This window comes from Usitatibacter rugosus, assembly GCF_013003965.1.
GTDB lineage: Bacteria > Pseudomonadota > Gammaproteobacteria > Burkholderiales > Usitatibacteraceae > Usitatibacter > Usitatibacter rugosus.
In genome coordinates this window covers 3,202,508-3,221,261 of sequence record NZ_CP053069.1, presented here as the reverse complement: position 1 = coordinate 3,221,261, position 18,754 = coordinate 3,202,508, and the positions used below count along the sequence as shown (strand labels likewise).

The 18,754-nt window shown below is 67.8% G+C and carries 18 protein-coding genes; 17 read left to right on the top strand and 1 reads right to left on the bottom strand.

Annotated elements, in window-relative coordinates; genetic code table 11:
• Position 1: 1 nt before the first annotated feature.
• From mdcG to tal, 17 genes are all read left to right on the top strand, one after another.
• Positions 2-652 (top strand): malonate decarboxylase holo-[acyl-carrier-protein] synthase, encoded by a 651-nt coding sequence (gene mdcG, locus DSM104443_RS15200; protein WP_171093678.1) that lies wholly within the window; start codon positions 2-4, stop codon positions 650-652.
• Positions 643-1,530, top strand: a complete 888-nt coding sequence (gene mdcB / locus DSM104443_RS15195; protein WP_171093676.1) for a triphosphoribosyl-dephospho-CoA synthase MdcB — start codon at positions 643-645, stop codon at positions 1,528-1,530. Before mdcG ends, mdcB begins: the two co-directional genes overlap by 10 nt.
• A gap of 2 nt (positions 1,531-1,532) precedes the next feature.
• Positions 1,533-2,447 (top strand): ACP S-malonyltransferase, encoded by a 915-nt coding sequence (locus DSM104443_RS15190; protein WP_171093674.1) that lies wholly within the window; start codon positions 1,533-1,535, stop codon positions 2,445-2,447.
• 138 nt (positions 2,448-2,585) lie between these two features.
• Positions 2,586-3,866 carry an ABC transporter substrate-binding protein gene (locus DSM104443_RS15185; protein WP_171093672.1) on the top strand — a complete coding sequence of 427 codons (1,281 nt, stop codon included), beginning with the start codon at positions 2,586-2,588 and terminating at the stop codon, positions 3,864-3,866.
• 1 nt (position 3,867) lies between these two features.
• A complete protein-coding gene (locus tag DSM104443_RS15180; RefSeq protein ID WP_171093670.1) occupies positions 3,868-4,749 on the top strand; it encodes a branched-chain amino acid ABC transporter permease in 882 nt (293 codons plus the stop codon).
• Positions 4,746-5,702: a branched-chain amino acid ABC transporter permease gene (locus DSM104443_RS15175; protein WP_171093668.1), complete on the top strand. Its 957-nt coding sequence runs from the start codon at positions 4,746-4,748 to the stop codon at positions 5,700-5,702. The genes DSM104443_RS15180 and DSM104443_RS15175 overlap by 4 nt, the downstream gene beginning before the upstream one ends.
• The gene (locus DSM104443_RS15170) at positions 5,699-6,475 is read left to right on the top strand and encodes an ABC transporter ATP-binding protein (protein ID WP_171093666.1); all 777 of its coding nucleotides are present in this window, start codon (positions 5,699-5,701) and stop codon (positions 6,473-6,475) included. The genes DSM104443_RS15175 and DSM104443_RS15170 overlap by 4 nt, the downstream gene beginning before the upstream one ends.
• 1 nt (position 6,476) lies before the next feature.
• Positions 6,477-7,181 carry an ABC transporter ATP-binding protein gene (locus DSM104443_RS15165; RefSeq protein WP_171093664.1) on the top strand — a complete coding sequence of 235 codons (705 nt, stop codon included), beginning with the start codon at positions 6,477-6,479 and terminating at the stop codon, positions 7,179-7,181.
• A 16-nt stretch (positions 7,182-7,197) separates the two neighbouring features.
• A complete protein-coding gene (locus DSM104443_RS15160; protein ID WP_171093662.1) occupies positions 7,198-8,061 on the top strand; it encodes a phytanoyl-CoA dioxygenase family protein in 864 nt (287 codons plus the stop codon).
• Between the two features lies 1 nt (position 8,062).
• The gene (locus DSM104443_RS15155) at positions 8,063-8,890 is read left to right on the top strand and encodes an isocitrate lyase/PEP mutase family protein (RefSeq protein ID WP_171093660.1); all 828 of its coding nucleotides are present in this window, start codon (positions 8,063-8,065) and stop codon (positions 8,888-8,890) included.
• 9 nt (positions 8,891-8,899) lie between these two features.
• Positions 8,900-10,003, top strand: coding sequence for a Zn-dependent alcohol dehydrogenase (locus tag DSM104443_RS15150; RefSeq protein WP_212756718.1), 1,104 nt, complete (start codon positions 8,900-8,902; stop codon positions 10,001-10,003).
• Positions 10,000-11,031, top strand: a complete 1,032-nt coding sequence (locus DSM104443_RS15145; protein WP_171093656.1) for an alpha/beta fold hydrolase — start codon at positions 10,000-10,002, stop codon at positions 11,029-11,031. The genes DSM104443_RS15150 and DSM104443_RS15145 overlap by 4 nt, the downstream gene beginning before the upstream one ends.
• Positions 11,028-12,206 carry an MFS transporter gene (locus tag DSM104443_RS15140; RefSeq protein WP_171093654.1) on the top strand — a complete coding sequence of 393 codons (1,179 nt, stop codon included), beginning with the start codon at positions 11,028-11,030 and terminating at the stop codon, positions 12,204-12,206. Before DSM104443_RS15145 ends, DSM104443_RS15140 begins: the two co-directional genes overlap by 4 nt.
• 210 nt (positions 12,207-12,416) lie before the next feature.
• Positions 12,417-13,499 (top strand): tartrate dehydrogenase, encoded by a 1,083-nt coding sequence (locus DSM104443_RS15135; RefSeq protein WP_171093652.1) that lies wholly within the window; start codon positions 12,417-12,419, stop codon positions 13,497-13,499.
• Positions 13,496-14,425 carry an ABC transporter ATP-binding protein gene (locus tag DSM104443_RS15130; RefSeq protein WP_212756716.1) on the top strand — a complete coding sequence of 310 codons (930 nt, stop codon included), beginning with the start codon at positions 13,496-13,498 and terminating at the stop codon, positions 14,423-14,425. The genes DSM104443_RS15135 and DSM104443_RS15130 overlap by 4 nt, the downstream gene beginning before the upstream one ends.
• Complete coding sequence (locus DSM104443_RS15125; protein WP_171093649.1) at positions 14,422-15,183, top strand: ABC transporter permease; 762 nt, start codon at positions 14,422-14,424, stop codon at positions 15,181-15,183. The genes DSM104443_RS15130 and DSM104443_RS15125 overlap by 4 nt, the downstream gene beginning before the upstream one ends.
• 50 nt (positions 15,184-15,233) lie before the next feature.
• Positions 15,234-16,286: a transaldolase gene (gene tal, locus DSM104443_RS15120; protein ID WP_171093647.1), complete on the top strand. Its 1,053-nt coding sequence runs from the start codon at positions 15,234-15,236 to the stop codon at positions 16,284-16,286.
• On the opposite strand, the gene DSM104443_RS15115 is transcribed toward tal, so the two are convergent.
• Entirely contained in the window at positions 16,278-18,653 is a 2,376-nt protein-coding gene (locus tag DSM104443_RS15115) for a phosphoketolase family protein (protein ID WP_212756714.1), read from the bottom strand. The two genes, tal and DSM104443_RS15115, sit on opposite strands and share 9 nt — an antisense overlap.
• Between the last annotated feature and the right edge of the window lie 101 nt (positions 18,654-18,754).

The window sequence follows — 18,754 nt, the reverse complement described above, 5'->3', positions numbered from 1 at the left end:
GGTGGAAGCGCTCCGCCGCCACCATTGGGTCCATGTCGCGCCGGAGGCGCGGGCCCGTGTCGTGTCGTCGGCCGCGGAGGCGCATCGTGAGACCGTCGCGGCGTGGCTCGCGCGAGGATTGCCGGTGATTGCCCGTGCTCGCCAACCGGACGACGACCCCGCGCGGCATGCCATCGGTCTCGCATTGCCGCCCACGCAGGGAAAGCTGCGCATCGCGCTCACGGTCGCGGCGGACGGGATTGCGCGCATCGAGGAGCCGCCCGCGTTGCGCGAGGCCGCTGCCGTGCTGCCGTACGCGATGCGAACCGTCGCAACCGGTCTCGCGGAGCTCGCGGACCACCTGGGCTTCACCGCTCGCGTCTTCGGCTCTCTTGCCTGGCAGCACCGCACGGGCGAGGCGTATCTCTCGCAGGGTTCGGATCTCGATCTCCTCGCCGCGCCGCCCTCGACGTCCGCCGTCAGCGCGTGGCTGTCGCACCTCGCGTCGCTGGAAGCGCGCTCGCCGATGCGCCTCGACGGCGAGATCGAGTTTCGCGATGGCGGCGCCGTGAACTGGAGAGAGCTGGCGGGCGGAGCTTCGAGCCTGCTGGTGAAGGCTCCGGACGGGGCTCGTCTCGTGCCGGCCTCCGCCTGGGCGGCCGCATGGGCGTGATCGCGCTTCCGCTCGAGGCCGCGCGCGACGTACGCGCTGTCGATGCTCGCCGCATCGGCGCTCGTGCGAGCCGTGCATTGATCGCGGAGTTGCGCGCGTACCCGAAGCCCGGGCTCGTGAGCCTCGTGGACACGGGCAGCCACGCGGACATGGATGCGAGCCACTTCCTGCGGAGTGCCTTCGTGCTGCGCCGCTCTTTCGCGGAGTTCGCGCGGGCCGGAGCGAGCGGGGCTTCGTTCGATGCGTTGCGCCGGATCGGCGTGGCGGCCGAGGTGGCCATGACGCGCGCCACGGGCGGCGTGAACACGCATCGCGGAGCGATCTTCGCGATCGGCCTGCTTGCTGCGGCGGCAGGTGCGCGAGCGCGGAGCGGCATGATGGATGACGCCACGCTGGGTGACGTCGTTCGCGATCGATGGGGCGACAACATCGCCGCGCATCGCCGCGATCCGGCGAGCCACGGCAGCCGCGTGCAGCGCCGCTGTGGCACGGGTGGTGCGCAAGCCGAGGCGGCCGCGGGTTTCCCCACCGTCTTCACCGTCGCGCTTCCCGCATTCCGCGACGCCCGCGCTCGCGGCGCCGCGCACCCCGAAGCGAAGATCGAGGCGTTCTTCGCGCTGCTCGCCTGCGTCGAGGATACGAACCTCATCCATCGAGGCGGCCCGGAGGGGCTCGCGTTCGCCCAGGGATCGGCACGCGATTTCCTTGCAGCCGGCGGTGTGCACGCGCCCGATGCGATGACGCGCGCACAGTCCATCCACCATGCGTTCATCGCGAGACGCCTCAGTCCTGGCGGCAGCGCGGATCTCCTCGCCGCCACGCTCTTCGCCCACGCGGACGCCAACACGGACGCCGACGCCTGCGCGGATCGCGCGTAGCCATGGCGGGCTACCTGCTGCTCTGCCCCGGCCAAGGCTCGCAGCATCCCGCGATGCTCGACTTCGCCCTGGCCACCGAAGCGGGGCGTCGCGCGCTGGAGGAAGCATCGCAGGCGGCGAGCCTCGACATCGCAACACGCGTTCGCGCGGGCGACGATCTCTTCGAGCCGGTCTTCGCGCAGGTGGCCGTCGTGTCGGCAACCCTTGCGACATGGAAGGCCATCGAGACCGAGGTACCCGCGCCCGGCGCCGTCGCGGGCTACAGCGTGGGCGAAGTGTCGTCGTGGAGCTGCGCGGGCACATGGACGATGGCCGAGGCGATCTCGCTGGTATTGGAGCGCGCACGGCTGATGGCGGCCGCATCGCCTGCGGGAAGCGGCATGACCGCCGTCACGGGGGCCGGCCGCACCACGATCGACGAAGCGCTCGCGGGCCGCGCGGCCCACGTGGCGATCGAGGTCGCCGACGATCACTGGATTCTCGGCGGGCTTCGCGCCGATCTCGAGGCGGCCGGCGTGATGCTCGCGGCAGCGGGCGCGGTGCTGCACCCGTTGCCGGTGAACGTCCCTTCGCACACGCCGCTTCTCGCCACCGCCGCCGAGCAGTTGCGCGCCGCGCTCGCGCAGCGTCCCGGCCGCGATCCGGAGGTCCCCGTGCTTCGCGGCGTCGATGGACGTTCCCTCTCGCGCCGCGCCGAGGCCACCGATGCGCTCGCCGATGCCGTGCGCCAGGCGATCCGCTGGCGCTCCGTACTGGACGAAACGGTGGAGCGGGGCCTGGAGACCGCGCTGGAGCTCGGGCCGGGTAGCGCTCTCGCCCGCATGATGGCCCAGCGCCCCTCCGTCACCGCGCGCTCGGTGGCCGACTTCCGATCCGTCGAGGGCGTGGCCCGCTGGCTGGAGGCCCGGGATGAATAACGGGGCAGTGAATAAAGGGGTCGGGGCAACTTATTCGTACGCCTCTTTGTCCCCACGGCGCAGTTGATAAGGAAGCCCGCGTCGGGTATGTTTGATATTCAGGTGATATATCAATAACGAACCTCGGAGGAGGAAACGATGGACAACAAGCGCAGAAGGCTATTGCAGGCCCTCGGTGGCACCGGCGTCGCGGCCGCCGCCTCTCCTTTCCTCAGCTTCCCCGCGATCGCGCAGAACACGCCGCTGCGCGTAGGCATCATCGCGCCGAAGGCCGGCATCGCCGGCACCGTGGGCGAGTGCGGCCTGCGCGGCACGCTCTGGGCCACCGAGCGCATCAACGCCGAGGGCGGCATCGCCGGCCGCAAGGTCGAGCTGGTGATCGAGGAAGAGACCAACCCGAAGGATTCCATCGAGCGCCTGCGCAAGCTCGTGCTGCAGGACAAGGTCGATTGCGTGCAGGGCATCGTGTCCTCGGGCGTGTCGCTCGCGATGGGCGCCGTGGCCGAGGAGATGAAGGCCACGCTGATCTTCTGGGACGGCACCACGCAGGACGGCGTGAAGGAGACGATGGAGAAGCCGCGCTACGTCTTCCGCTCCACCGACAACGAATGCGAAGCGGTGATGGCCTCGCTGCTGTGCGTGAAGTACTGGAAGGGCCAGTTCACGCGCGTGGCCGGCATCAACCCCGACTACTCCTACGGCCGCAACAACTTCGCCGCCTTCCAGGCGCTGCTGAAGAAGTTCGGCGTCCAGTTCGAGGTCGTCGCCGAGCAGTGGCCCAAGGTCGGCACGCTGGACCTCACGTCGCACGTCGCGGCGCTGAAGGCCGCGAAGCCGGACCTTGTGTTCTCCTCGCTGCTGTTCGCGGACCTGCCCGTCTTCATGAAGACCGCGCACGGCGCCGGCCTCATGGATGGCAAGACCAAGTTCGCCTTCCCGGCCGCGGGCTTCCAGCACACGGGCCTCAAGAAGGAGTTCACGCCGGAAGGCATGATCTTCGGCCACAACACGCTCTACTTCGCGAAGGAGAACCCGTCGCCGCTGCAGAAGGCGTTCGTGGACCACTACGCGGACAAGTACAAGGACTACCCGCACTGGGAAGCCGACCGCGCGTACTTCGCGATGCAGGTCTACAAGGCCGGCGTGGAGAAGGCGCAGAAGGCGAAGAACGCCTGGCCCTCGCAGAACGACATCATCGATGCGATGGAAGGCATCGAGGTCACGTCGCTCGGCGGCCCGGGCAAGATGCGCAAGGACCACATCGCCGAGCAGACCTTCTACCAGGGCTTGACGACGCACAAGAACAAGTACGACTTCGCGACCCTGGGCCGCGTCGACACGATGTTCTCCGACCAGCTGCAGAAGCCGCAGGGGACGGATTTCTGGAAGTGGATCGAGACCGCCAACATCAAGCTCTGAGATGACGGCTTTCCTCGATGTCCTGATCGGAGGCGTGTTCCACGCCTCCGTTCTTTTCCTCGTGGCCGCCGGGCTGCAGCTCGTGTTCGGCGTGCAGAGGATCGTGAACCTCGCCTGCGGCTCGTTCTACGCCCTGGGCGCCTATTTCGGCATCACGGCGGTGAACACGGCCATCGCGGCCGGCGTACCGCCCTGGTCCTTCATCCTCGTGCTGATCCTCTCCGGCATCCTGCTGGCGGCGATCGGACCGGTGATCGAGCTCGTGCTTCGCACCGTCTACAAGCGCGACGAAGCCTTCCAGCTCCTGCTCACCTTCGCGTTCGTCCTCATGTTCCAGGACGTGCTGCGCTTCTTCTGGGGCGCGAATCCCCAGACCCTCGGCAACCTCTCCATGAGCTACGGGAAGGTGACGCTGGGCGAGGTGTCGTTCCCGACCTACAACGTCCTCGTGATCGCGGCATCGATCGGTATCGCGTTGGCGCTGGGCTGGTTCCTGCAGCGCACACGCTACGGGCGGATCCTGCGTGCCACGGCGGAGAACCGTGACATGGCCGCCGCACTCGGCGCCAACGTTCGCTGGATCAACGCGAGCGTCTTCACGCTGGGCACGCTGCTGGGCACCGTCGGGGGCGCGCTGGTGGTTCCGACTTCCGCGGCGTCGCTGGACATGCCGGTGGAACTGGTGGTCGAGGCGTTCGCCGTCGTCGTGATCGGGGGGCTGGGCTCGATGCGCGGTGCCCTCGTGGGGGCCCTCATCGTGGGCCTCGTGCGGGCCTGGGCGATCACCAAGTACGCCGAGCTCGAAGTGCTGGCGATCTACCTCGTGGTGATCGTCGTGCTGGTCGCGCGCCCGGCCGGGCTCTTCGGGAAACCGATCGAATGATGCGTCTCGCGCTGGTGGCCGTGGCGATCGTCGTGCTCGCCGCATTCCCGAAAGTGGCCGCCCCTTACTACGTGACGCTGGTGCTCCCGGCGCTCGCCTACGGCATCGCGCTGCTGGGCTTCAACCTGCTCTTCGGCTACACGGGGCTGCTGTCCTTCGGCCACGCGCTCTTCGTCGCGTTGGGCGCGTACGCGGCGGCGGTGCTCTCGTCGAAGCTCGGGGTGAAGAGCTTCGAGGTGATCCTGATCGTGTCCGGCGCGGTCGGGGCGGCGGTGGCCATCCCGGTGGCGCTGCTCTCGGTGCGCTACGTGAAGATCTTCTTCGGCATCCTCACGCTCGCCTTCGGCATGCTGTTCCACTCGTTCCTCTTCAAGTTCTACGACCTCACGGGCGGCGACACGGGCATCCGCGTGCTGCGCCCGAAGCTCTTCGGCATGGAGTTCGCCGAGCTGGACAAGACTTCGTTCCTGATCGGGCCGTTCTACTACTACTGCCTGGTGCTCCTCGTCGTGATGGGCTTCCTGATGTGGCGCATCGTGCACTCGCCGTTCGGCCTGCATCTCACCGCCATTCGCGACAACCCGCGCAAGGCCGAGTACCTCGGCGTTCGCGTGCGGCTCTTTCGCCTGATCGCGTTCGTGATCTCCGCGGTGTATGGCGCGATCGGAGGCGTGATCCTCGCGATCAACACCGGTCAAGCAGACCCCGAGCTGGCGTACTGGACGCATTCCGGCGAGCTGGTCTTCATGACGGTGCTGGGCGGCTTCGGCAACTTCTTCGGTCCCATCGTGGGCGCCTTCACGTTCATCTTCCTGAAGAGCGAACTGATGGGCATCACGCAGTACTGGCGCTTCCTGCTGGGCCTGATCCTGGCGTTGATCGTGATCCTCATCCCCGGCGGCCTGATGGGCCTCGCGCGCGACCTGTACCTGAAGATCGGAGCGCGCAGATGACCGTGCTCATCGAGACGCAAGGCGTCGGCAAGGCCTACGGCGAGTTCGTGGCGCTGGACGACATCACGCTCACGATCGCCGAGGGCGAGCTGGTTTCGATCGTGGGGCCGAACGGCGCGGGCAAGACCACGCTCGTGAACGTGCTCACGGGCCTGCTCAAGCCCACGGCGGGCCTGGTGCGCTTCAAGGGGCAGGACATCGCCGGCATCGGGCCGGTGAAGCTGGCGCAGCGCGGCATGGCGCGGGCCTTCCAGCTCGTGCACGTCTTCCCGGAGCTCACGGTCTCCGAGACCATCGCCACGGCCGTCGTGTCGCAGCGCGGCAAGTCGCTCGATCTCTTTTCGTCGGTGCGCGGCGATGCGGGCGTGAACGAGCGCGTGCGCGAAGTGGCCGCGATCTTCGGCCTGGACGGAAAACTGGATACGGTTTCGCGGCTGCTGTCGCAGGGCGAGAAGAAGCTGCTCGACATCGCGAGCGCCTTCGCGCTCTCGCCGGAAGTGATCCTGCTGGACGAGCCGACTTCCGGCGTGTCCTCGGGCGACAAGCACGGGATCATGACCACGCTGATCGGCGCGGCAAAGCGCGCGGGCGTGAAGGCCATCATCCTCGTGGAGCACGACATGGATCTCGTGGCCGAGTATTCGAGTCGCATCGTGGCGCTGAAGGGGGGCAAGGTGCTCGCCGACCGCGCCCCGAAGGAGTTCTTCGAGGATCCGGACATCATCGCCAACATCGTCGGCAAGCTGGTCGGCCGGCTCGCGAAGGCGAACTGAGATGCTGGAGCTGAAGGACCTCACCGTCGACATCCAGGGCTCGCGCATCCTGCGCGGCGTCTCGCTCGCAGTGGCCGCGGGTGAGCTCGTGTGCCTCGTCGGCCGCAACGGCGCGGGCAAGAGCACGACCTTCCGCACGATCATGGGTTACCGCCAGCCGGTCTCCGGAAGCATCACGTTCCAGGGCAAGGCGATCGCGGGCCTGCCCACGCATCGCATCGCGCAGCACGGTGTGGGCTTCGCGCCGGAGGAGAGCGAGGTCTTCGGCGACCTCACGGTGGCGGAGAATATCGAGCTGCCGACGTGGACGCGCCCTCAGGGCCGGGACGCCAAGACGCGCATCGACTTGGCCTACGAGATCTTCCCGAAGTTGCTGCAGTACAAGGAGCGCGGCGGCAACCAGCTCTCCGGCGGCGAGCGGAAGATGGTCTCCATCGCCCGGGCTCTGGCGCTCGATCCGCAGATGCTGCTGCTGGACGAGCCCTTCGAGGGCCTCTCGCCCGCGATCATCCCCAGCATCAGCGAGGCGATCGCGAACATCCGCAAGCTCGGGCACGGAGTGCTCATGGCCGAGTCCAACGTCCATCACATTCCCGACTACGCGGACCAGCTCTACGTCCTCGAGCGCGGGGAGATCCTCTACCACGGCAAGCCCGGCGACACGTATCCCCCCGAGGTGATGCGCGTCATCAGCGGCTCGGCTTGAAATGAAGGAGAACACCATGCCCAGGATCCTGACCCAATCGCAGATCGACACGTTCTGGAAGGACGGCTGCGTCTTCCCGATTCGCGTGATGCCGAAGGAGGATGCGCTGGAGCTGCGGCGCCGTCTCGAGGCCTTCGAGAAAGAGGCAGGCGGCCCGTTGAAGGGCGATCTGCGCCACAAGTCGCACCTGCTCTTCACGTGGCTCAATGAGACGGTCCATCACCAGAAGATCGTGGATGCGATCGAGGACCTCTACGGCCCGGATCTCCTCTGCTGGAACACCAACTTCTTCATCAAGGAGGCGAACAACCCGGCGTTCGTCTCGTGGCACCAGGACTCGACGTACTGGGGTCTCAACAAGCCCGACGTCGTGACCGCGTGGCTGGCCTTCACGCCGAGCAACAAGTCCAACGGCGCGATGGGGTTCATCCCCGGCACGCACACCGCCGACCAGATTCCCCATCGCGATACCTTTGCCAAAGACAACCTGCTGACCCGCGGGCAGGAGGTGGCGGTGGACGTGGATGAGTCGAAGGCGGTCACCATCGAGCTGGAGCCGGGCGAGATCTCGCTGCACCACGTGCGCCTCGTGCACGGCTCTCCGGCGAATCCGTCCGATGACCGGCGGATCGGCTACGCCATCCGCTACATCCCCACGTCGGTGGGCCAGGTCGCCGGGCGCGACCACGCCACGCTGGTGCGCGGCACGGACACGTTCCATCACTTCGATCTCGAGCCACGTCCCACCAAGGACATGGATCCGGAGTTCGTGGCCCTCCACAAGCAGATCGCCGAGGAGAGCGCGAAGATCCTCTACCGCGGCACCGACGTGAAGAGCTACAACGACCCGAAGGCCCTCCACGACAACCGGGCGGCCTAGCGTGGACGCTCGCGACAAGGCGGCGCTCTTCCGCAAGTACCACGAGGGTCCCGACCTCCTCATCGTGATGAACGCCTGGGATGCGGCGAGCGCGCGCATTTTCGAGGAGGCGGGCGCGAAGGCGGTGGGCACCGGTAGCGCCGGCATCGCCTTCAGCCACGGCTACCCGGACAACGAGGACCTGCCGCGCGACGTCATCCTCGCCGCGACGCGCGAGATGGTGAACGCGGTGGATGTGCCGCTGACCGCCGATATTCTCACTGGCCTCGGCAAGACCACGGAGGAGATCGTCGCCACGGTGAAGGACGTGATCGCGATGGGAGCGTGCGGCATCAACATCGAGGACAGCACGGAGGAGGGTGGCGTCCGCCTCTTCGACGTGGCCGCGCAGGTCGAGAAGATCGCCGCGGTGTGCAAGGCGGTGGAGGAATCGGGCGTGCCCATCGTGGTGAACGCCCGCACCGACAGCTACTGGGTGAAGATCGGCGACGACGTGCAGAAGCTGCGCGCCTCGATCGAGCGCGGCAACAAGTACCGCGAGGCGGGCGCGCACTGCATCTTCGTGCCCTCGGCCTCCGATCGGGTCGCGATCCGAACGCTCTGCGCCGAGATCGACGCTCCGGTGAACATCCTCACGGTGCCGGGCTGTCCCACGATCCCGGAGCTGCAGGAGCTCGGCGTGCGGCGCGTGAGCCAGGGCTCGGGCCCGGTGCGCGCCTCGATGGCGCTCGCTCGCCGCATCGCGAAGGAGCTGCTGGAGACGGGGACGTACAGGACCTTCCACGAAGGCTCCATTCCCTACCCGGACGCCAACAAGCTCTTCTCCTAGGATTTGCCGATGCACTTCAAAGCCGCGGTCCTCAACCGCGTGGGTGAGCCGCTCACGATCGATACGCTGGAGATGGCCGATCCCGGCCCCGGGGACGTGCTCGTGCGCCTGCGTGCAAGCGGCCTGTGCCACACCGACCTCGAGGTGATGCAAGGCTCGCTCGCCTATCCGCTGCCGATCGTGCTGGGCCACGAAGGGGCCGGGATCGTCGAGGCCGTGGGACGCGACGTGAAGGCCGTGAAGCCGGGCGATCACGTGATCTGCTCCTGGAACCCGCATTGCGGACACTGCTTCTACTGCGAGCGACAGTTGCCGATCCTCTGCGAGCCTTTCACGCAGAACCAGCCGCGCGGGCTGCTGCTCGACGGCACCACGCGCATGACGCGTAACGGCGAGCGCGTGCACCACTACTCGGTCACCTCGACGCACGCGGAATTCACGATGGTTCCGGAGTCCGGTGCGGTCCGGATTCCCGAGGGCATCGGCTTCGATCTCGCGTGCATCATCGGCTGCGGCGTGATGACCGGCATCGGCGCGGTGGTCCGCAAGGCGAAGGTGGAGGCGGGTGCGAGTGTCGCCGTGATCGGGTGCGGGCCGGTGGGGCTGAATGCGATCCAGGGTGCAAGGCTCGTGGATGCGGGGCGCATCATCGCGATCGACCTGGATGCGGGGCGGCGTGATCGCGCGCTCGAGTTCGGCGCCACCGACGTCATCGACGCGAAGGCGGTGGATGCGGCCGAGGCCGTGAAGGTGCTCACGAACGGGCGCGGTGCGGACTATGTCTTCGAATGCGCGGGCAATCGCGCGGCGTTCCGGCTCTCGGTTGAAGCCGTGCGCCCCGGCGGCCACGTCGTGTGGCTCGGAAAGGTCAACGTGAACGAGGAGGTCGGCTTCCGCTGGGGCTCGTTGATGGGCGAGAAGGAGATCGTGCGCTCGAGCTACGGTGGCGCCGAGCCGCGGCGCGACTTCCCGTGGATCGTCGAGGAGCATCTCGCCGGGCGCGTGAAGCTCGCGGAGCTGGTCACCAACCGCATCGCGCTGGACGACATCAACGCCGGCTTCGCGGCGATGACGCGCGGAGAAGGCATCCGCACCGTGGTGATGCTGCCGTGAAGCATCCGCCGCTGGCACCCGGGCATATCGACGCTCCGCACCTCGAGGCCGCGCTGGGCGACCTGCGGCTGGAATGCGGAGATCTCATCCGCGGATACCGGCAGTCGTACGTGACCCACGGCAGCCCCGGGGCGAAGGACAAGATCCTCGCCTGCATCTCGCTCACCGGCACGCACCACCGCCTGGATTTCCTCATCGGACCGGGCCGCGCGCTCGATCCGGAGAAGGCGTTCATCGTCGTCGCCGATCCGATCGGCAACGGCATGTCGACCTCGCCTTCCAACAGCGCCGCGCAGCCCGGCATGCGCTTCCCGCGCTTCACGCTGCGCGACATGATCCAGGCGCAGTACCGGCTGCTCACGGAGCATCTCGGCATCTCGCACGTGCGCGCGATCGTCGGCGCCTCGATGGGCGGCATGCAGGCGCTGCAGTGGGGCGTGAGCCACCCGGGGTTCGCCGACCGGCTGGTCGCGATGACGCCGATGGCGAAGACCTCGCCATGGGCCGCGATGGTGACGGAAGCGGCGCGCAGCGCTCTGATGGCCGATCCCGCGTGGAACGGCCAGTCGTTCACGGCGGTGCCGGAGCGTGGATGGCGGGCGTGGGCGGCGATGAAGACGGCGCTGCTGATGCGCTCGCCCGCGGCGCTCGAGGAACATCTCAAGGACGCAGCCCACGCGCACCGCTGGTTCGAAGACGTGCTGGGGCAGATCCGCTCCAACGCCTTCGACGCGCACGACTATCTCTACCAGTCGCGCGCCTACGACGCGCACGACGTCGGCACCACGCCCGGCTTCGGCGGCAACACGGCGCAGGCGCTCGGCTCCATCCGCGCGCGCACGCTGCTGCTCGCCCCGCCGCTGGATCTCTTCAATCCCTCTCACGCGGCGGTGGAGGCCGCGAAGGCGATCTCCGGCGGCACCTTCGTGGAGATCCCGTCGATCCAGGGCCACCAGGCCGCGACCAGCAACCGGCCGGAAGATGCGGCCTTCCTGAATCGCGTCATCGCCGAGTTCCTCGCGGCGTGAGTGCACCTGTCGCCGTGGGCGCGCCCGCTCCCCGATCGCTCGCGGCCTCGTTGCTCCTCTTGTGGATCGCAGGCCTGTGCCTGCGGCTCACGGTGCTGTGCGTGCCGCCGGTGATCCCGCTGATCCGCGAAAGCTTCCCGCTGTCGCAAGCCAATGTCGCGGCGCTCACGAGCCTGCCGGTGCTGCTCTTCTGCATCGCGGCGATTCCCGGCTCGCTGATGATCTCGCGCTGGGGCGCGGGGCGCGTGCTGGTCGCCGGAATTCTCGTCGCGGGATTGGCGTCCGCTTCGCGCGCGTGGAGCCCGGACCTCGCGATGCTCCTCGGCGCGACCTTCGTGATGGGCATCGGCATCGCGGTGATGCAGCCGGCGTTTCCCGCGATCGTGCGCGAGTGGGTGCCGGGCAACGTCGCGCTCGGCACCGCGGTCTACTCGAACGCGCTGCTCGTGGGCGAGGCGCTCGCGGCTTCGCTCACCATCCCCGTCGTCGTGCCGCTGGCCGGCGGATGGCGCGGGAGCCTGGTCGCCTGGTCGGGCCTCGTGATCGTGCTGGGCGTGGTGCTCGTCTTCGCCGTGCGAGGAGCGGGCACGGGCCGCGCCGCCGGTGTTGCAAACCCTCGCTGGTGGCCCGACTGGCGCGACCGCACGACGTGGCGGCTGGGGCTCATCGCGGGCTTCGCCTCGACGCTCTACTTCGGCACCAACGCGTTCCTGCCCGATCTCCTGCGCTGGCACGGCCGGCCCGAGCTCCTCGGCCCCGCACTCTCGGCGCTCAATTGGCTGCAGCTTCCGGCGTCGTTCATCATGCTCGCCTTCGCGAAGCGCCTCGCCGGGCGGCGTGCACCTTTCATCGCGACGGCCCTCCTGTCTTTCGCGTCGATTCCCGCGCTCTTCCTCCTGGGCGGCGTCGGCGTGGTCGTGTTCTCGGGCGTGATCGGGTTCGTGACGGCGTGGCTGCTGGTGCTCACGCTGGCGCTGCCGCCGCTCACCGTGAAGCCGGAGGATGTGCCTCGGGTTTCGGCGGCGATGTTCGCGATCGGATATTTCTGCGCAGTGGCCCTGCCGATCGTGGGGGGATTGCTTTGGGATGTCACCGGATTGCCGTGGACGGCGTTTGCGCTTATTGCGGTTTATGCGCTGCTGGCGGCCTGGTTGGCCGTTGGCTTAAAGCGTTAACACAGAGGACACAGAGGGGGCACAGAGGACACAGAGGAAAAGCAAATCTAGGGATCAATGCCGCGACGGTGGCGACTACCGCGACCCTGAATAGCATTTTTGCTTTTCCTCTGTGTCCTCTGTGTCCTCTGTGCCCCCTCTGTGTCCTCTGTGTTCCATAAGCTTTAGTCTTTTGGTTACCATGTGGTTCCCGCTCCCCCGAAGATCCCCATGAGAACGCACAAGATCGCCGTCATCCCGGGCGATGGCATCGGCACTGAGGTCCTCGCCGCCGGCCTCGAAGCCCTGGAAGCCCTTGCCTCGCATACGGGTTCCTTCAAGCTCGTGACGGAACATTTCCCGTGGAGCTCGGACTACTACCTGAAGCACGGCCACTACATTCCCGAAGGCGGCCTCGCGAAGCTGAAGACCTTCGACGCCATCTTCTTCGGCGCGGTGGGCTCGCAACAGGTGCCCGACCACGTGTCGCTGTGGGGCCTGCGCCTTCCGATCTGCCAGGGGTTCGACCAGTACGCCAACGTCCGGCCGGCTCGCGTGCTGCCCGGCGTGAAGAGCCCGCTCGTGAACGGCAAGGAGATCGACTGGGTCGTCATTCGCGAGAACTCCGAAGGCGAGTACGCCGGCATGGGCGGGCGTTCGCATCGCGGGCTGCCGATCGAGGTCGGGACCGAAGTCGCCGTGTTCACGAGGACGGGGGTCGAGCGCATCCATCGCTTCGCCTTCGAGCTGGCCCGCAAGCGTCCGCGCAAGCACCTCACGCTCGTCACCAAGTCCAACGCGCAGCGCTTCGGCATGGTGCTGTGGGACGAGGTGTTCTTCGAGGTGGCGAAGGACTATCCGGACGTGAAGACCGACCGCGAGCTGGTCGATGCGATGACCACGCGCATGGTGCTGAAGCCCGCATCCATCGACGTGATGGTCGCCACCAACCTGCACGCCGACATTCTCTCCGACCTCGCGGCTGCGCTCTCGGGCAGCCTGGGGATCGCGCCGACGGCGAACCTGAATCCCGAGCGCACCTTCCCGTCGATGTTCGAGCCGATCCACGGTTCCGCATTCGACATCACCGGCAAGGGCATCGCCAATCCGACGGCCACGTTCTGGACCGCGGCGATGATGCTGGAGCATCTCGGTGAAGAGAGCGCCGCGAAGACGCTGATGGCCGCGATCGAGAAGGCGACGGCGAGCGGCGTGCACACGCCGGATCTCGGCGGCAAGGCGCGCACGGCGGATGTCACCCAGGCCGTGTGCGACGCGATTCGCGCCACCGCCGCCAAGCCCGTCGCCGCGTGAGCGAAGCCATCCTCAGGATCTCCGGGCTGGAGAAGCGCTACGCCTCGGGGCTGCACGCCCTGAAGGAAGTGAACCTCGAGATCCGCCAGGGTGAGATCTTCGCGCTGCTGGGTCCGAACGGCGCCGGCAAGACCACGCTCATCAGCATCGTGTGCGGCATCGTCTCGCCCTCGGCGGGGACCGTCACGGTCGACGGGCACGATGTCGTGCGCGACTACCGGGCGTCGCGCTCGTTGATCGGCCTCGTGCCCCAGGAGCTGCACACGGACATGTTCGAGACCGTGTGGGCCACCATCAACTTCAGCCGCGGCCTCTTCGGCAAGGCTCCCGACGCAGCGCACCTGGAGAAGGTGTTGCGCGATCTTTCGCTGTGGGAGAAGCGCAACGACAAGATCATGACGCTCTCCGGCGGCATGAAGCGCCGCGTGCTGATCGCCAAGGCGCTGGCGCATGAGCCGCGCATCCTCTTCCTCGACGAGCCGACGGCCGGCGTGGACGTGGAGCTGCGCCGCGACATGTGGGCGCTGGTGCGGCGGCTGCGCGATTCGGGCGTCACGGTCGTGCTCACCACGCACTACATCGAGGAAGCCGAGGAGATGGCCGACCGCATCGGCGTCATCGCCAACGGCGCGCTCGCGATCGTGGAGGAGAAGGCGAAGCTGATGCGCGAGCTGGGCCGGAAGCAACTCACCGTGCATCTCCAGACGCCGCTGCAGAGCCTGCCCGAAGCGTTGGCGCCGTGGACCCTCGCGTTGAAGGCGGACGGCCGCGATCTCGAATACACCTTCGACGGCCACCAGGAGAAGAGCGGCATCCCCGAGCTGCTGAAGAAGCTCGCCGAGCTGGGCCTCGAGTACAACGACCTGCAGACGCGCCAGAGCACCCTCGAGGACATCTTCGTGGGCATCGTGCACAGGAAGCCATGAACTACCACGCCGTTTCCGCCATCTACCGCTTCGAGCTCGCGCGCTTCGGCCGCACGCTGTGGACCAGCCTCGCCACGCCCGTGATCACCACGTCGCTCTACTTCGTGGTGTTCGGAGCGGCCATCGGCTCGCGCATGGGCGGCCTGGGCGATGTCCCGTACGGTGCCTTCATCGTGCCCGGGCTCATCATGCTGGCGATCTTCACCGAGAGCCTGAACAACGCGTCCTTCGGGATCTACTTGCCGAAGTTCACGGGGACGATCTACGAGCTGCTTTCCGCGCCGGTGAGCCCGTTCGAGATCGTGCTGGCCTACGTAGGCGCGGCGACCACCAAGTCGGTGATCCTGGGGCTGGTGATCCTCGCCACGGCGAACTTCTTCGTGCCGATCCGCGTGGACCATCCGGTCTGGATGGTGGCGTTCCTCGTGCTCGTGGCGGCGACGTTTTGCCTCTTCGGCTTCATCCTCGGCATCTGGGCCAAGAGCTTCGAGCAGCTCTCGTTCATGCCGCTGCTGGTGATCACGCCCCTCACGTTCCTCGGCGGCGCGTTCTACTCGATCGACATGCTGCCGCCCGCTTGGCGCACCTTCAGCCTCTTCAACCCGGTGGTTTACCTCATCAACGGCTTCCGCTGGACCTTCTACGGGATGTCGGACGTTCCGGTGGCCGCGAGCTTTGCCGCGACGATGGGCTTCTTCGTCGCCTGCCTGGTCGTGGTCGCCTGGATCTTCCGCACGGGGTACCGCCTGAAGAACTGAGCGGTGCCGAACAGACGGAGCGCCGCTCGCCGCGGTACAACCGCTGTTCGATGACGCGACTCTGGCTGGACAACATCACCCGCGCGCTGCTGCGCAGCGGCACTCTCGCCGGCTACATCGAGCGCCTGTCGGTGACCGGGCTCACCTCGAACCCCACGATCCTCGAGCGGGCGATCGACGCGGGCGGGGACTACGACGCGAGCATCCGCGTGCTCGTCGAGGCGGGCTTCTCGGGTGAGGCGTTGCTGTTCGAGCTCGCGCTGGAAGATCTCTCGGAAGCGGCCGATCTCTTCAGGCCCGCGTTCGACGCGAGCGGGGGCGACGACGGCTGGGTTTCCCTCGAAGTCTCGCCGCGGATTGCCGGCGATGCCGCGCAAACCGCCGCGGAGGCCATCCGCCTGCACGCGCAGGCCGGCAAGCACAACCTCTTCATGAAGATCCCCGGAACGGCCGAGGGCGTTCGCGCGGTCGAGGAGGTGATCTTTCGCGGCGTCCCGGTGAACGTGACGCTCCTCTTCACGCCGGAACACTATCTCGCGGCGGCCCTGGCGTACCTGCGCGGCCTCGAGCGGCGCCTGGCGGCAGGCCTCGATCCGGAAGTCGAGTCGGTCGCCTCGGTCTTCGTGAGCCGCTGGGATGCGGCGGTGAAGGACAGCGTCGCTCCCGAGCTGCACAACCGCCTCGGCATCACCGTCGCGAAGGCGATCTACCAGGAGCACGTCGCGCTGCTGGCCTCGGAACGGTGGCGCAAGCTTGCCGCGGCGGGCGCGCGGCCGCAGCGGCTGCTCTGGGCCAGCCTGGGCACGAAGGATCCCGCCGCGCCCGATACGCTGTACGTCGACGCGCTCGCGACCCACGACACGATCTGCACGCTGCCCGAGCAGACGCTGCAAGCCTTCGCGGACCACGGAGAGGCGATCGGCACGCTGCCGAAGGAAGACTCGGACGCCCGGGCGGTGCGGGAGCTGCACCGGCTGGAGGGTGTCGACGTCACGGAGCTAGGCACCCGATTGCAGCGCGACGGCCTCGCCGCCTTTGCGGCCTCGTGGGAGAAGCTGCTCTCGAGCGTGGAAGGGAAGCGCGAGGCCCGGGCGTCAGCCTGAGGTCCAGCGCCAGTCGCGGATCTCCGGCATGTCGCGGCCTTCGGCGCGGATATGGCGCTCGTGCTCCACCAGCCGGTCGCGCGCCATCTGCTTCAGGTAGGCGGCCTTGCCCGCGAGGTCCGGGCGATCGGCCACCACGCAATCGATGACCTTCATCACCAGGTGGAAACGGTCCAGCCCGTTCTGCACGCGCATGTCGAACGCCGTGGTGACGGTGCCTTCCTCCTGGTAGCCGTGCACGTGGAGATTCCGGTTGGAACGGAAGTACGTGAGTTGCCGGACGAGCGACGGGTAGCCGTGGAAAGCAAAGACGATGGGCCGGTCGGTCGTGAAGATGGAGTCGTAGTCGGCATCGCTCAGCCCGTGCGGATGCTCCGTGGGCGGCTGCAGCTTCATGAGGTCGACGACGTTCACGACGCGCACCTTGAGCCCGGGCAGGTGCTCCCGCAGGATCGACACCGCCGCCAGCACTTCCAGCGTCGGCGTGTCGCCGCAGGCGGCCATCACTACATCGGGCGGGCCGTCGCCATCGTTGCCGGCCCACGGCCAGATGCCGATGCCCTCGGCGCAATGCCGCGCGGCCGCTTCGATCCCCAGCCATTGCGGCATCGCGTGCTTGCCCGCGATCACGACGTTCACGAAATTGCGCGTGCGCAGGCAGTGGTCCATCACCGAGAGGAGGCAGTTCGCATCCGGCGGGAGGTACAGGCGCACGATGCCGGCCTTCTTGTTGGCCACGTGGTCGAGGAAGCCGGGGTCCTGGTGGGTAAAGCCGTTGTGGTCCTGTTGCCAGACGTGCGAGGCGAGCAGGTAGTTGAGCGAGGCGATCGGTCGGCGCCACGGCAGCTCGGCCGTCACCTTGAGCCACTTCGCGTGCTGGCTCGCCATCGAGTCGACGATGCGGATGAAGGCCTCGTAGCTGTTGAAGAGGCCATGGCGCCCCGTGAGCAGGTAGCCTTCGAGCCATCCCTGGCATTGGTGCTCGCTCAGCATCGAATCCATCACGCGTCCCGAGGGGGCGAGGAACTCGTCGCCCGCCACGGTCGCCGCATCCCATTGGCGCGAGGTCGCCTGGAACACCGCACCCAGCAGGTTGGAGAGGGTCTCGTCGGGGCCGAAGATGCGGAAATTGCGCGCGCCGGCGTTGAGCCCCACCACATCGCGCAGGAAGCGGCCGAGGACGAGCGTGTCCTGTGATTCGACCGCGCCGGGCGCGGGGACGTCCACCGCAAAGTCGCGGAAGGCGGGCATGCGGAGATCCTGCAGGAGCAGGCCGCCATTGGCGTGCGGGTTGGCGCCCATGCGGCGCGCGCCCTTCGGCGCCAGGGCCGTGAGCGCGGGCACGAGGCGTCCCGACGCGTCGAAGAGCTCGTCCGCGCGATAGCTTTCCATCCACGACTGCAGATGCCGCAGGCATTCGGGGCGCGAGGCGTCCATCGCGATCGGCACCTGGTGCGAGCGGAACGTTCCCTCGTTGGGCAGGCCGTCGACCTCCTTCGGGCCGGTCCATCCCTTCGGCGAGCGCAGCACGATCATCGGCCATCGCGGCCGCGTGGTGGACCCGGCCGTGCGCGCATCGTGGCGGACGCGCAGGATCTGCCCCACGGCGCTGTCCAGCGCTGCCGCCATCGCCTGGTGCATCGCGGCGGGATCGTCGCCTTCCACGAAGATCGGCCGCCATCCCATGCCGCGGAAGTATTGCTCGAGCTCCTCGGGCTCGATTCGCGCCAGCACCGTGGGGTTGCTGATCTTGAAGCCGTTCAGGTGCAGGATCGGGAGCACGGCTCCGTCGGTGACGGGATCGAGCATCTTGTTCGAGTGCCAGGCCGTGGCGAGCGGGCCGGTCTCGGCCTCGCCGTCGCCGACCACGCAGGCGACGATGAGCGCCGGGTTGTCGAACACGGCGCCGAACGCGTGAGCCAGCGAATAGCCCAGCTCGCCGCCTTCGTGGATCGAGCCGGGCGTGGCCGGTGCCGCGTGGCTGGAGATGCCGCCGGGCGAGGAGAACTGCGCGAAGAGCTTCGTCATCCCGGCGTCGTCCTGGCTCACCTCCGGATAGGTCTCGCTGTAGCTGCCCTCGAGCCACGTGTTGCCCACGAGCGCCTGGCCGCCATGGCCGGGGCCGGCGACGTAGATCATGTCGAGGTCGTGCGCCGTGATCACCCGGTTCAGGTGGGCATAGATGAAGTTCTGGCCCGGCACCGTTCCCCAGTGGCCCACGACCAGCGGCTTGACGTGCGCGAAGGTGAGCGGCTCGCGCAGGCGCGCGTTGGAGCGGAGGTAGATCTGCCCCACGGAGAGGTAGTTCGCCGCGCGCCAGTAGGCGTCGATGGCGTTCAGCTGCGCGGGAGAGAGGGTCTCGATCATCGGATCACGATAGGCGAAGCGCATCGGCAGGTCGGTTCGGTGCCGCACACCGGTGCGATACCGTACAGACGCACGGGAGGCCGGGGCGCATCGTGGAATGC